Raw genomic sequence first — 12,541 nt, forward strand, 5'->3', positions numbered from 1 at the left:
CTTCATAGAACGGGAACGGGCAAATTGGCGACGGAAATAACGTAAGGAGCAAAAAACGGCGCCAAGGCGGTGTTCACCTCTACCGGAGTTTTGGGCTTGAGCTGGCCGGCGGCGTCCACTACGTCGTCGTTGGCAAACGAGCCGGGCGTGAGCAGGTCGCGCACCACGGCGGCGTGCCGGGCCTGCACCGAGGCGGCCTTTAGCAATAGCACGCGCTGGTAGGGGGTGCTGCTGGCCAGCAGCGGCACCACCACCGGATAAGTGGCCGCGGCCAGGTCTTCGAGCTGCTGGGCAGCGGCCAGCACCCCCGCCCGCGTGGTGAGCGTGAACGAAGTGAGCTTGAAGGCAAAGTCGGTGGGGAAAAGCTGCGCCGCCTTGGTGGGGTCGAGGTAATTAGGGTCGAGGATGAGGTGGAGCAGTTCACGGTAAGCCACCTCATGGTCGCGCAGGTCCGAAAAGATGGCGCGCTCGGCGGTCGTCAGGTCGGTGGGCGGCGTTTCGTACACCTTCTGGTACAGCGTGGCCTTGGCCAACGCCAGCAGGTAGAGGGAATACAACAGGCCATTGTCGCCGGTGGGCAGCGTTATCAGGTTCGGGTCGGGGAGCACGGGCTCCGGGGTCGAGGTGTCGCACCCCGTGGCAGCCACCAGCGCCACCGTGGCGGCCGAAGCTGCCGAAACCCGCAAAAAACCGCGCCGTCCCAGCGGCTGGGCCCGCCAGGCAGGCGAGAAAGAGTGTTCAGACATGCGTAGTTAAATCAATCGGCCGGCCCGAAACCTCGGGCCACGAGCTACTGCAAAGGTACTCGCTACCTGTTCAATGGTTGCAAAGGCCCAAAAAACAAAGCCGGTTCCGCAACAGCGAAACCGGCTTTATCAGCAAAACATGTTCAGGGCTGTGGCCCGGCAACTTAAGCGCCAATCAGGCCGCCAGCGCGCGAGTTGTCCGTCACCTCAGCGGGCGTCAGGATTTCGTCGAACGAGGCCGCGGCATCGGCCGCCGAATACGTGGTGTTCGGGGTGATGGAGTTGGCGGCAATGAGGTTCACGTTCGATTGCGTGGTGTTGCTTTCGGGAATGGCGCCGGTGTAGTGGGGCTGCGAGTCGAGGTCGCCGGTGCCCGTAATCCAAGGCGTCTGGTTGCGCATGTAGCGGATGTGGGCCGCGTGGCGCGCTTCCACCGAGTGAATTTGCAGCGCAGACTGCAGGGGATTGATGGTGCCGATGCCGGTGATGGTGACGTCGGCCAGGCCCAGCAAGTCGCCGGCGCGGCCTTTGTAGGCCCGCACGCCGGTGTCTTCCAGCAATTGTGCCACCTGCAGCTGCGCCGCAAACGACGTGAGCGAAGCAAACGTGGCTGATTTGAACGTGACGGCCGGCGTGGGCGTCCCGCCGATGCCGGTTACCACGGCCTTCAGCAGGTTCACGTGGGCGGTTTCGTGCTTGGAAATCTGACGGATGGCGGCTTGGGCAGCAGCCGACGCCGTGGAGAAGTACGGCGAGGCAATCATCTTATTGTAAAAGTCAGCCTCCAGGTACTCCAGCGTCAGGGCGTAGTTGAACACCTCTTTGGGGTCGCCGGCGGTGGTGCCTGCGTAAGCCTTGGTGAAGAACGAGGCCAGCAAGGCCGGGCCGGCGGCCATTGCGGCGCGCTTGCTCATCGACGTGAGCGAGTTGAATACCGAGCGACGGGTGTCGAGGCGGCCCATTACGTCGGGGTCCACTTCGGCCAGCTGATTGATTATATTGAAAAAATTCATGGCGAGGATTGATTACGATTGGAAGGGAATGAGCTACGCGTTGACGCCGATGCTGTCGCCGCTCAGCTTCTCCGTGATGAAGTTCTGGGCGGTATTGAGCACCTCTTTGGGCGTCATGGCCATGTCGAGGCCGGAGGCGGCGGCCACTTGGTCGTCGGCGGCAAACGAGCCGGGCGTAATCAAGTCGCGGATGTAGGCGGCGTGGCGGGCTTCCACCGACACAATCTGGCCGGCAATGACCAGGTAAGCCGGCGTTTTGATGAGCTTGCCGGCGCCGTTGTAGGCGGCCACGCCGAGGTCTTCAAACGCTTTGGCGGTGGCCAGGATGTTGGTCTTCGAGTCGAACGTGCCAGCGGGGTACTTCGGCGTGAGGTTGCGCAGCACCTGCCCGGCCGCATCGCGGGTAAGGGCGGCCTTGAAGAAGTCGCGGTGAATGGCTTCGTGCTTGGCTACTTGCTGGAAATAAGCAAATTCCGTGGCGCCGAGCAGGCTGGCGCCGTTGGACAGGGCGGCCACTTTGCTGTAGAAATCGGCTTCCAGCTGCTCCAGCGCATAGGCATAGTTGAGCACGCCCACGTCGCCCGAGCCCAAGCTGATGGAGCCATCGGCGGTGGTGGAGTTGCCGGTGGGAAGGTTAGGTTTCACTGGGTCAGAGTCTTTCGAGCACCCGGCCAGCACCAGGGCCGAGGCCCCGGCCGTGGCGCCGGCGTACATGAAGAAGGACCGCCGCTTGATGGGCGTGTACAGCGGCTGAGCGAACGTGGCGTCGTCGGAGCCGCGGGGCTGGAGATTGTCGGACATGGGTGAGAAGGATTTGGTGAAAAATGAATGACGCTTGAGAAAAGGCAAGGCGGTGCCGCAGCGGGCCAGCAGCCCGTTTCGAAAAATGAAAACCTGAACAGTGGGGGAATTGTGAAGGCAGATACGGTGGGAGAAGCTCAAAAGGATTCAATAGAGCCAAAATATATGTTGCAAGAATCCGGATTTATGATTATACCCTTAAGGTACAGCCTGCGCTGAAATCCCGATTCCACCGTTTAAACCTACTTTTAGGGGCTGCAATGGCGCCAACATCTATGGGGAGACTTTTTGGGATACTAGCGTGGCTGTGGTGGCTAGGGGCCGTCGGTTTGGCGGCAGCCCAGCCCGGCACCCCGCCCCCGGCCGCACGCCCGGCCCCCGCCGCCGACGTGGTGCTGGTGCCCGGCCCGGCCACGCTGCCGGTCACGGGCACGTTCACGCTGGGCTTCCGGGTGCGCGGCGGCACCCTCGACAAGTACTCGGACTTCCCGGAGCTTGATGGCTTCAAGAAAACCACCAAGGTGCGCACCAACACCACGCGCACGGTGCAGGGCCGCCGCTTTACGGATGTCACCATCACCCAGCGCTACGTGCCCTACGGCGAGGGCGAAGTCGTCATCAAGCCGTTTCAAATAACCGTGAATGGCGTGGTGCTGAAAAGTGCCGGCGCCACGGTGCGCGTGGGGCCCGCGCCAACTGCTCCTGCCCCGCCGGCCGCGGCCACGCCCGCCACGGCGCCGGCCCTGACCAAACCGGCCAACCCCGCCGCGCCACTGCAGGCCGTGGGCGACCTCGATAAGCTGTTTGGCAAGCCCAAGCCCGCGCTGTACCAGGACGTGCCCGACCACGCCTTTCTGGCCGTGGTGGCCGAGCGGCCCAGCGTGTTTGTGGGCGAGGGCGTGCGGGTGGGGCTGTATTTCTACCTCAAACCCGAAGACCAGGCCCTGCTGGCGTTTCACGACTTCAACGACCAGCTGCCGCCGCTGCTGCACGAGCTGCACCAGCCCACCGCCTGGCAGGAGCCCGGCCCCGACGCCAGCGTGACGCCCGACACCGTGCGCCACCTGGGCCAGCGCTACCTGCGCTTCCGGCTGGCCGAAAACGTGTACTACCCCCTCACGGCCCAGCCCCTGCGCTTCCCGTCGCTGGCCCTGACCATGGTCAAGTTCAAAATCTTGAAAAAGCCCGAAGCCGGCCAAGACAACCGCCTGGCCGGCTACAAAACCTACTACGCCCCGGCCGTGGCTGTGCAGGTGCGGCCCCTGCCCGAATCGGCCCAGCGCGGCCCCGTGCCGGTGGGTACTTACAAGGTGAAAGAAGCCATCAGCCGGACGCGGTTTCGGGTGGGCGAGTCGTTCACGTACTCGTTTGGGGTAGAGGGGCAGGGCAACCTGTCGGCGGTGCTGGCGCCGGTGTGGCCCGCCCGGCCCGGCCTGGAGGTGTACGGCCCGGAAGTGCGCGAGGAGCCAGAGCCGGGCGGCGGGCGTAAGCTGTTTCGCTACCGCCTGGTGGCCCGCCGGCCCGGCGTGCTGCCGCTCGATAGCCTGCTGCGCATTGTGGTGTTCAACCCCGCCACGGCCCGCTACGACACGCTGCGGCCGGAGCTGCGGCCCCAGGTGCGCGGCGCCGCGCAAGTGGCCACCTCGCTGCCCAAGCCCGAAGACGACCCCTTCTACGGCCCCGCCCTGGCCAGCGCCGACACCACCCTGCAGTCGGTGGACGTGTACCGCGACGTGCGCCGCTACGCCCAGTGGCTGCTGGTGGCGCTGGCCGGGGTGGCAGCGTTTGGCTGGTGGCGCGCCGGCCGGCGGGCGTAGTTTTGCGGGGCTTTTCGTGGTTGTTAGCTGCTTGGTGCTTGTTGTCGGTTTGGTAGGCAACGGGCCACGCGAGCCCTGACAACTGACAACAACCAACTGATAACCATTCTCATGTCCAATACCTTCGGCTCCCTCTTTCGCATCACCACTTTCGGCGAGTCGCACGGCGCGGGCATCGGGGTCATCATCGACGGCTGCCCGGCCGGCGTGGCCGTGGACGCGGCCCGCATTCAGGCGGCGCTGGACCGGCGGCGGCCCGGCCAGTCGGCCCTCACCACCCCGCGCAAGGAAGCCGACACGGTGCACATCCAGTCGGGCCTGTTCGAGGGCGTCACCACCGGCACGCCCATCAGCCTGTTCATTCCCAACGCCGACCAACGCTCCGACGACTATTCGCACATTGCCCACGCCTACCGTGCCAGCCACGCCGACTACACCTACGACGTGAAGTACGGCCGCCGCGACTACCGCGGCGGCGGCCGCAGCTCGGCCCGCGAAACGGCGGCCCGCGTGGCCGCCGGGGCCGTGGCCATGCAGCTGCTGGCGCATTTTGGGGTTGAAGTTGCTGCCTACGTCTCGGCTGTGGGCGAGGTGGAAGTGCCCGTGGCGTATCAGGAGCTGGATTTTGGGCGTATCGACACAAACCTGGTGCGCTGCCCGCATCCCGAAACCGCGGCCCGCATGGAAGCGCGCATCCGCGAAGCCCAGGCCGCGCACGACACGGTGGGCGGCGTGATTACGGGCGTGGCCCGGCACGTGCCCGCCGGCCTCGGCGAGCCGGTGTTCGACAAGCTGCCCGCCCTGTTGGGTCACGCGCTGCTCAGCATCAACGCCGTGAAAGGCTTTGAGTTCGGCTCGGGTTTCGAGGGCACCAAGCTGCCTGGCTCGGTGCACAACGACGAGTTTTATACCGACGAAACCGGCGCCGTGCGCACCCGCACCAACCACAGCGGCGGCAGCCAGGGCGGCATCTCCAACGGGCAGGACATCTACTTCCGCGTCGCCTTCAAGCCCGTGGCCACGCTGCTGCAGCATCAGCAAACCATCAACGACCAGGGCGAGGCCATCACGCTGGTGGGCCGCGGCCGGCACGACCCCTGCGTGCTGCCCCGCGCCGTGCCCATCGTGGAAGCCATGACCCAGCTGGTGCTGGCCGATTTGCTGCTGCGCGCCCGGGCCAACCGGCTGTAGATGAGGTTACTTTATGACATAAATAAATTTGCTTATTTGATGAATTAATTTCATTTTTATGTCGGCGTGCGTGCTCTTGCATTCCGGCCCAATTGCCTTGAGTAGAGAAAGAAAGGCGGGAAGCGCGCATCGCGGCTGCCGGACAACCAGTGGCCCTTGGTTTGGCTGTCGTTACCGCTCACTTTTCTATTTCTATCAACGCCGTGACTCCCTATCCCTCTACCCCCGTACGCCGCCTTCTGGTGGTCGTTCCCGGACTGCGTGGCAAAGCCGTGCAGTGGGAAGATTTTAAATCGGTGGCTCAGGCCCAGCCTGGCCACGCGCAAGACGAGTGGCTGTTTTATGAGCACGGCGCAACCCCGTTTAGCCGCGAGGGAGTGGCGGTGCTGGCCCAGCGGCTGCGCGACCGCATCCGCAACAAAGCAGAAGTGCAGGGGCTGCCTGATGAAATCCTGTTGCTGGGCCACAGCCTGGGCGGGCTCATCGTGCGAGAGGCCTACCTGGCCGCCGTAGACGCCACGTATGAGGGGGAAGAGGTCGACGCTTGGGCCCGCAAAGTCACGCGCATCATCTTGTTTGCCGCGCCCAACCAGGGCGTGGTGGTGCCCGGCGCCAAACTCTTCGGCGTGGTGCCTTTTCTGGGGCTGGCCCGCTGGCTTTCGCCGCTGCTCGACGACACGGTGCAAGGCGCCGATTTCATTAGCAACCTGAAAATTGGCTGGCTGCGGTATTTCCGCCGCACGCCCCCCAGCCAGCAGCCCGTGGTGCTACAATTGCTCGGCGACGCCGACAGCATCGTGGATGAATCGGAGAGCCTCGAAGTAGAGCAGCTGCCCACCGGCGAACAGCGCCGGCTGAGCGGCGCCACCCACAACAACGTGCACCGCTGGGATTGGCTGCCCGCAGGCAACGAACGGGAGGAGTACAAGCGCATGCTGATGTACTACACCTTCGAGCACCTGCCGTCGGACGCACCCTCTCCTAAGCAAGCGGAGCGCAACGCCGTCCAAAACGTGGTGTTCGTCATGCCGGGCATTCGCGCGCTCAACCCCGATTGGACCACCCAGCTGCGAGACGTGCTGAAGCAACCGGACACGGACGTGCGCATCGGGAACTACGGATACTTTTCGGCGGCCAAATTTCTTCGTTCCGGCGTGCGGCGTGCCAACACCCGCTGGTTTAAAAACAGCTACAGCGACGCGCTGGCGCAGTACCCCAACGCCAACTTTCATTTCGTGGGGCACAGCAACGGCACCTACATATTGGGCGAGAGCCTGCGGCGTTTGCCCAACATGCGCTTTCAGCGCGTGTACCTGGCGGGCACGGTGTTGCCGGTCGATTATCCCTGGGGAGACCTGTTTAAAAAACGCCAAGTGGAAACGTTGCGCAACGACAAGTCCTGCGCCGACTGGCCGGTGGGGATTTTGTGCCGGGTGATGAACAAGGTATTGGGCATCCGCGACGTGGGCACCGGGGGCATCGACGGCTTTCAGGGCGCCTACAACGGCAAGCAGGTGCAGGAATACGCCTACTTTGCGGGGGGCCACGGCGCCCCGTTGGAAGCGGGAAACCACCGCAGCATCTCGCAGTACATCAACAACGCCGACCCGAACGAGCCCGACCGGACGGCGTTTGTGGGTGAAATTTCGCCCGCGGTGAATTGGGGCGGCCGGCTGGCCCCGGCGCTGGTGGTCCTGTTGCTGGCGGCGGCGGCGATGTGGGTGGGATGGGGACTGGTCACGGGCGCCACCCCCGCAGAACGGTTTGGGCCCTTGACGACGGTGCTGGCCGCGACCATCGTCGGATATTTTGCGCTGGACAAAGTGTAACCCCATTGCCGGGCCGTCCGGGGGAGAGTCAATCAATGTAGGTACATTTGCAACCTCTAACCCCCCGTTGCGGTTGTACCTTTGCCGTTGCAAACGCGTCAAGCTTTCTCCTTGATTTTAAGCCCCCAGCCATGTCTGTTTCCATTTATGCCGAAGCTTCTCCCAACCCGGAGAGCATGAAATTTGTCCTCAACAACAACCTGCTGGCCGATGGCGTGAGCGTGGACTACCCCAACGTGGAAGCCGCCGCCAACTCGCCGCTGGCGCAGGAGTTGTTCAATTTTGACTACGTGGGCCGCGTGTTCATCGCCCAAAACTTCGTCACCGTCACCAAAACCCAGCCCGAGCTGGGCTGGACGCAACTCATCCCCGAACTGCGCCAGTTCCTGAAGAGCTACGTGGAAGCCGGCGGGCCCATTTTCACCGTCGACCCCGCCGCCGAGCAAAAGGCCGCCCAGGCCGCCACAGCCGGCGACCCCACCCAGCAGGAAGGCCAGATTGCCCAGAAGGTCATCGACCTGCTCGACAACTACGTGCGCCCCGCCGTGGAGCAGGACGGTGGCAACATCACCTTCAAAAGCTACCACGAAGGCATTGTGACCGTGAACCTGCAGGGCTCGTGCTCCGGCTGCCCCTCGGCCACCGTCACGCTGAAATCGGGCATCGAGAACCTGCTCAAGCGCATGGTGCCCGAGGTGCAAAGCGTAGTGGCCGAAGGCGTGATGGTATAATCCTCGAAACCACATAAGTACAAGCAAAAGGCCCGCTGGAGTGTTCCAGCGGGCCTTTTGCATGGCGGTCAGTTGTCTAATCCCGCGACTTTACCGTGAAGTTGCGGGCCACGGTGAAGCCGAAGAAGATGTCGCCATCGAAGAAGTTGCCCGTGGTCTGGGGCACGAAGAACTTCTCCACCATGCCGCTGGAGTTGGTGAGGTGCAGCTGGAACACGTGGCCGCCGGTTTCGATGTCGACGCCCACGCCCAGGGCGTTGCGGTAGTTGTCGGCCACGTACCCGGGCAGCAGGTAGAAGTAGTCGGCGGTGAGGGCCAGGCGCTTGGTCAGCTTCTGGCGCAGGCCCGCGCCGATGGAGTACACGTCGTTTTGCATGCCTTCCAGCGCCACGTAGTTGCGGTGAATGAGCGTGGGCATAAGCTGCACCGACAGGCTGGGGCTGAACTTGCGCGCCAGCAACACTTGGTAGGTGTAGTCGAGGCGCGAGGCGGTGCTGCGCTCGGTGGTGTTGGCGGTTTGGTTGAACTTGAGCGTGGTGATGGCCGACGAGGCGAACAGCGTGACCGAAACGGGCATGGGGTGCGCGCCGGTGCTTTGCTGCAAGGCCTTGTATTTCACAAAACCGTCAAACGTTTTCTCCTGCGAGCTGCGGCCCAGGCCCAGCGCCAGCCGGTCGGTGACGCCGTACTCGAAGCTGAGGCGCAGCACGGCGTTGTCGAGCCCAAAAAACTCGTACGGGCCGCTGTTGATGGTGCCGAAGCGGTGCTGAATCAGGAAAGCCAACGTGCCTTCGCCGGGTGTTTCTACCGACTGCGAGTTGATGATGTGCGTGCCCTTGAAGGTGGCCGCCACCGCCTCGCGCTTGGTCGAGTCGGTGGTTTGCTTTTCGAGGTCGCGCAGCAGGTCGTTTTCGGTTTGGGCGCGGGCGGCACCGGCCCAGGCCAGCAAGCAGGCCAGCAATAAGCCCTTAAGTGAAAATGCGTAAAAATTGCGGAGCATGGAATAAGATGTTAAGCGGCAGAAAATCAGTTGGTGGGGCGCGTGGTGGCACCCACGGCGGCGGGCACGGGGTCGCAGGCCAGGGCCACGCGCACGCTCACAATTTTGGCGATGTTGTTGCGCACAATCAGCGGAATCTCGATGTTATAGTCGGCCGGAGCCACCGAAAACACGGCCGCCGCCAGCAGCTGGCCGCCTTTTAGCTCCACGGTGGCCGGTACCTTGATGCGGTGCGTCACGCCGTGCAGCGTAAGGTCGCCCTCCACCTGGGCGGTGTGCGAGCCGGGGGTGGCCAGGGTCGCCGCGTCTATCCCCACAAAACGGCCGGTGAAGGTGGCTTTGGGAAATTTGTCCGACTCCATGTAGTTCTCGTTGAAATGCTCCTGCATGAGCGTGTGCTTGAACACGAACCCCTTCACGGGCAGCGAGAAAGCCAGCTGGCCGGCGCCAAAATCGAGCACGGCGGCCACCTCCTGGTTTTTGGCCTCGATATCTTCGATGGGGCTGGCCGAAAAAAACGACACCCGCCCCGCCTTGGTCATGAACTTGCTTTGCGCCCGTGCGTGGGGTTGGGCCAAGAGCAACAGCAGCAACGGCAGCAGGAAAAGGGAGCGTTTCATAGCAGTGAGAAGGAAGGGGCGTTAGTTGTTTTTCTTGCCGGCCGCTATCCAGGCTTCGATGCGCTGGATGTCGCAGTCCGACAGCTTGGGCCGGCCCTGGGGCATGGGGTCGAAGCCGGGGTCGTGCCGAATGCAGCCGAGCAGCTTGCTGGGCGAGAAGTAGCTGTTGATGGCCTGGTAGTCGCCAAAATTGTTGCCGCCACCCTTCACCGAATACACGGTACTCCCGTGGCATTCGCGGCAGTGGGCGTCGAAAATGGGCGAAATGACGTTGGCGTACGTCACGTTTTCGCGGGCCACGTCGCAGGCCGGGGCCGGGTCGCCGTGCGAGTAGGTGCAGCTGGCCGCCGCGCCCAGCGCCAGCAGGGACACGCCCGCCAACGCCGCGCGCAGCCGGGCCGATACAGTGTAATTGTCGGACATACCGAACATCGTCAGAAAGTGAATGATGAATGAACCAGGCGTGAAATTCCAACCCGCAAGCTACGGCGCAACCAGGGCATTTGAGGGCAGCTAAAAACCGTATTTCACGCCCACAAACACGCCCGCGCTGGTCAGCTTTAGCTTGTAGACGCCCACGCCGGCCAGGGGCACCTTCACGTAAGGCTCGGCGTGCAGGCTCCAGCGCGAGCTCAGGGTGCGCTCGTAGCCCACCGACAGGTTGAGGATGCTGAACAAATGCCGGTTGGCGTTCATGGCCTCGCCCTCCCAGTAGCCGGGCTTGTTGTACTCCACGTAGGCGTAGGAATAGGTTTCGCGCTGCATGAAGAACGACGACAGGCCGGTGCTGCCGTACAGCGCGTAGCCGGGCCGCGAAAGCAGGTCGTAGCGCAGGTTCAAGGGCACGTCGAGCACGGTGCAGGTGCCGTCCACGTCGTCGAAATAGCGGTGTTTTACGTAAGGCGCGTACTCGCCAAAATCGCAGTCTTCGCGCCGGGCGCTGTACTGTTTCGTTGAGCGCAGCAGGCCGGTGCTCAGGCGCAGGCGGCGGCCCAGGCGGTATTCCAGCACCACGCCCAGGTTGGGCAGCGGGCTCTCCACGCTGGCAAATTTTACGGTCGTTACATCGGGCGCCCCCACCAGGCCCACGTAAAAGCGGGGCTGCCGGGCCGGAGCGGGCACATCAGGCCGAGGCGGAGTCGGCGTTGGGGCCACCGAAGCCAGCGGGGCCGGCAGGCCATTGCCCGTGGGCAGAGTCAACCGCACTTCCTTGAGCGCCAACGCGGCGTTGTCAGAGGCGGTGGGAGCAAGGTTTCTTGAAGCCGTAGGCGCAGCGCCGTCAGCTTGCGCCACGGATAGCGCCGAGGAACCATTATCAGTCGCCTGATAAGATGGCTGGGCATGCCCCAGGCGGTGCGCTGCAGCGCGGACAACAGCAACCGGCTGCTCGTGCGCACCTCGCTGCAAGGCCCGCCGCGAAGGCCGCCGCCCAACTGCCGCCGTTGCCCAGGCCGCTTTCGGCGCGTTGTAGCGAGCTGTAGCAGCCGGTTGGGCTTCGGCTGGTGCAGCTGCATTGGGTCGTTTGGTTGGCGCAGCGGCCACCGCATCAGCTAGCACTACCCCGCCCGACCGGCCTTCGCGCGGCGCGGCAGTGGAGCGAGCCGGCTGGCTGAGCAGCAAGGCTGCCAGCGTGGGCGCTGGTTTTTTGGGCGCGGCTGGTTGCGCAGCCGGGGCCACCGTAGCGCCAGAAGATGGCGATAAGGCGGTGGTTGGTACGGTCTCCGTTGGCATTGCCGCAGCGGACGTAGTGGTGGCTGCTGAGGCCGGTGTGACAGGCGAAGCCACCGGGACGTTTGCCCCTGAAGCGGACCAAGCAGCACTCTTTCGGTTGGCTGGTTGGTGTCCGGTATGCTCGGCGTGAGTGGCGGCGTGAGTGGCGGCGGGTGTGCTCGCGGCAGCCGTCGTTGTGGCGCGCGACGCCGGGCCGGCGGGCCACCACAGCAGCCAGCCTAGCCCCATCAGTGCTACTACCAGCACTTCCGCCGCGAAAAACTTCCACATTTTCCGCCGCACCGCCCGCTGAATCTCGGCCTTGTCCAGCTGCGTTTCCAGGCGCAGCCAGGCATCCAGCGGGAAGGGCGCGGGGTCCGGCTCCGGTGGGTTTAGCCGTTGGAAAGCGTTATCAATATCGTTATCCGACCACATAGCGGGCTGAAGTAATAGGAGTGATTTGGGCCAGCATTGTGCGCAAATGGGCTCGGGCTTTAAACAAATTCGATTTGGACGTGCCCACCGAAATGCGCAGCTGTTCGGCGATTTCCTCGTGGCCAAATCCGTCAATCACCGCCAGGTTGAACACCGCGCGGTAGGCCGGGGGCAGGCGCTGCACCAGGCCCAGCAGTTCGTCGTAGCTCAGCGCGTCGAGGGGCGTGGCGCCGCCGTCGGCCTGGTTCAGGGTCACGTCGTCGAGCTCCTGCTGGTGCTGGTGGCGCTCGTTGGCGCGGTAGTGGTCGATGGCCGTGTGAATCATGATGCGCTTGAGCCAGCCCCGAAACGAGCCCAGCACGTCCTCGGGGTGGCGGGCCGCGTCGAAGCGGTACAAGTCGCGGAATACTTTCAGGAAGCCGTCGTTGGCCGCTTCCAGGGCTTGGTCGCGGTCGCGGGCGTAGCGCAGGCAAATGCTCATCGCAAAGCCGTGGAATTGTCCGTACAGCCGGCGCTGAGCCACGCGTTCCTGCCGTTGGCAGGCCGCCAGCAGCTCGGGCAGGGTAGGAGGAGCAGAGCTAGGTGAGGAGAGGTGCAGCATGCGAGCGGCGGTTGGCGAGGCTTCACTAAACGACTCGGAAGATAAGC

At 63.9% G+C, this 12,541-nt stretch carries 12 protein-coding genes; 4 read left to right on the forward strand and 8 right to left on the reverse strand.

Annotated features, from left to right (window positions below; translation table 11 throughout):
• Positions 1–2: 2 nt before the first annotated feature.
• The 3 genes from JAO73_RS08215 to JAO73_RS08225 all read right to left on the reverse strand — a co-directional run bounded on the left by JAO73_RS08215 (position 3) and on the right by JAO73_RS08225 (position 2,560).
• Positions 3–746 (reverse strand): ferritin-like domain-containing protein, encoded by a 744-nt coding sequence (locus JAO73_RS08215; protein WP_198976595.1) that lies wholly within the window; start codon positions 744–746, stop codon positions 3–5.
• Positions 747–910: 164 nt separating this feature from the next.
• The gene (locus JAO73_RS08220; RefSeq protein WP_190925064.1) at positions 911–1,759 is read right to left on the reverse strand and encodes a ferritin-like domain-containing protein; all 849 of its coding nucleotides are present in this window, start codon (positions 1,757–1,759) and stop codon (positions 911–913) included.
• Positions 1,760–1,792: 33 nt separating this feature from the next.
• Positions 1,793–2,560, reverse strand: a complete 768-nt coding sequence (locus JAO73_RS08225) for a ferritin-like domain-containing protein (protein ID WP_198976596.1) — start codon at positions 2,558–2,560, stop codon at positions 1,793–1,795.
• Positions 2,561–2,835: 275 nt separating this feature from the next.
• Here JAO73_RS08225 and JAO73_RS08230 point away from each other — a divergent pair, with 275 nt between their 5' ends.
• The 4 genes from JAO73_RS08230 (at position 2,836) to JAO73_RS08245 (ending at position 8,128) form a co-directional block, all read left to right on the forward strand.
• Positions 2,836–4,377, forward strand: coding sequence for a BatD family protein (locus JAO73_RS08230; protein WP_198976597.1), 1,542 nt, complete (start codon positions 2,836–2,838; stop codon positions 4,375–4,377).
• Positions 4,378–4,488: 111 nt separating this feature from the next.
• Positions 4,489–5,568, forward strand: coding sequence for a chorismate synthase (aroC, locus tag JAO73_RS08235; protein WP_198976598.1), 1,080 nt, complete (start codon positions 4,489–4,491; stop codon positions 5,566–5,568).
• A gap of 203 nt (positions 5,569–5,771) precedes the next feature.
• Complete coding sequence (locus JAO73_RS08240) at positions 5,772–7,397, forward strand: alpha/beta hydrolase (protein ID WP_198976599.1); 1,626 nt, start codon at positions 5,772–5,774, stop codon at positions 7,395–7,397.
• A gap of 176 nt (positions 7,398–7,573) precedes the next feature.
• Complete coding sequence (locus tag JAO73_RS08245) at positions 7,574–8,128, forward strand: NifU family protein (RefSeq protein ID WP_233168900.1); 555 nt, start codon at positions 7,574–7,576, stop codon at positions 8,126–8,128.
• A 76-nt stretch (positions 8,129–8,204) separates the two neighbouring features.
• Here JAO73_RS08245 and JAO73_RS08250 read toward each other — a convergent pair whose 3' ends face one another.
• The 5 genes from JAO73_RS08250 to JAO73_RS08270 all read right to left on the reverse strand — a co-directional run bounded on the left by JAO73_RS08250 (position 8,205) and on the right by JAO73_RS08270 (position 12,494).
• The gene (locus JAO73_RS08250) at positions 8,205–9,128 is read right to left on the reverse strand and encodes a DUF5777 family beta-barrel protein (RefSeq protein WP_233168902.1); all 924 of its coding nucleotides are present in this window, start codon (positions 9,126–9,128) and stop codon (positions 8,205–8,207) included.
• 26 nt (positions 9,129–9,154) lie between these two features.
• A complete protein-coding gene (locus JAO73_RS08255; RefSeq protein ID WP_198976601.1) occupies positions 9,155–9,748 on the reverse strand; it encodes a YceI family protein in 594 nt (197 codons plus the stop codon).
• A 21-nt stretch (positions 9,749–9,769) separates the two neighbouring features.
• A complete protein-coding gene (locus JAO73_RS08260) occupies positions 9,770–10,171 on the reverse strand; it encodes a c-type cytochrome (RefSeq protein ID WP_198976602.1) in 402 nt (133 codons plus the stop codon).
• A gap of 90 nt (positions 10,172–10,261) precedes the next feature.
• Positions 10,262–11,041: a hypothetical protein gene (locus JAO73_RS08265; protein WP_198976603.1), complete on the reverse strand. Its 780-nt coding sequence runs from the start codon at positions 11,039–11,041 to the stop codon at positions 10,262–10,264.
• Between the two features lie 838 nt (positions 11,042–11,879).
• Entirely contained in the window at positions 11,880–12,494 is a 615-nt protein-coding gene (locus tag JAO73_RS08270; protein ID WP_198976604.1) for an RNA polymerase sigma factor, read from the reverse strand.
• Between the last annotated feature and the right edge of the window lie 47 nt (positions 12,495–12,541).

The organism is Hymenobacter miniatus, from assembly GCF_016427455.1.
GTDB lineage: Bacteria > Bacteroidota > Bacteroidia > Cytophagales > Hymenobacteraceae > Hymenobacter > Hymenobacter armeniacus.

Bases quoted from the DNA above. Each gene is read 5' to 3' on its own strand.
- JAO73_RS08220 (WP_190925064.1), bottom strand. From the start codon at position 1,759: ATGAATTTTTTCAATATAATCAATCAGCTGGCCGAAGTGGACCCCGAC.
- aroC (WP_198976598.1), top strand. From the start codon at position 4,489: ATGTCCAATACCTTCGGCTCCCTCTTTCGCATCACCACTTTCGGCGAG.
- JAO73_RS08230 (WP_198976597.1), top strand. From the start codon at position 2,836: ATGGGGAGACTTTTTGGGATACTAGCGTGGCTGTGGTGGCTAGGGGCC.
- JAO73_RS08250 (WP_233168902.1), bottom strand. From the start codon at position 9,128: ATGCTCCGCAATTTTTACGCATTTTCACTTAAGGGCTTATTGCTGGCC.
- JAO73_RS08260 (WP_198976602.1), bottom strand. From the start codon at position 10,171: ATGTCCGACAATTACACTGTATCGGCCCGGCTGCGCGCGGCGTTGGCG.
- JAO73_RS08255 (WP_198976601.1), bottom strand. From the start codon at position 9,748: ATGAAACGCTCCCTTTTCCTGCTGCCGTTGCTGCTGTTGCTCTTGGCC.
- JAO73_RS08270 (WP_198976604.1), bottom strand. From the start codon at position 12,494: ATGCTGCACCTCTCCTCACCTAGCTCTGCTCCTCCTACCCTGCCCGAG.
- JAO73_RS08245 (WP_233168900.1), top strand. From the start codon at position 7,574: ATGAAATTTGTCCTCAACAACAACCTGCTGGCCGATGGCGTGAGCGTG.
- JAO73_RS08225 (WP_198976596.1), bottom strand. From the start codon at position 2,560: ATGTCCGACAATCTCCAGCCCCGCGGCTCCGACGACGCCACGTTCGCT.
- JAO73_RS08215 (WP_198976595.1), bottom strand. From the start codon at position 746: ATGTCTGAACACTCTTTCTCGCCTGCCTGGCGGGCCCAGCCGCTGGGA.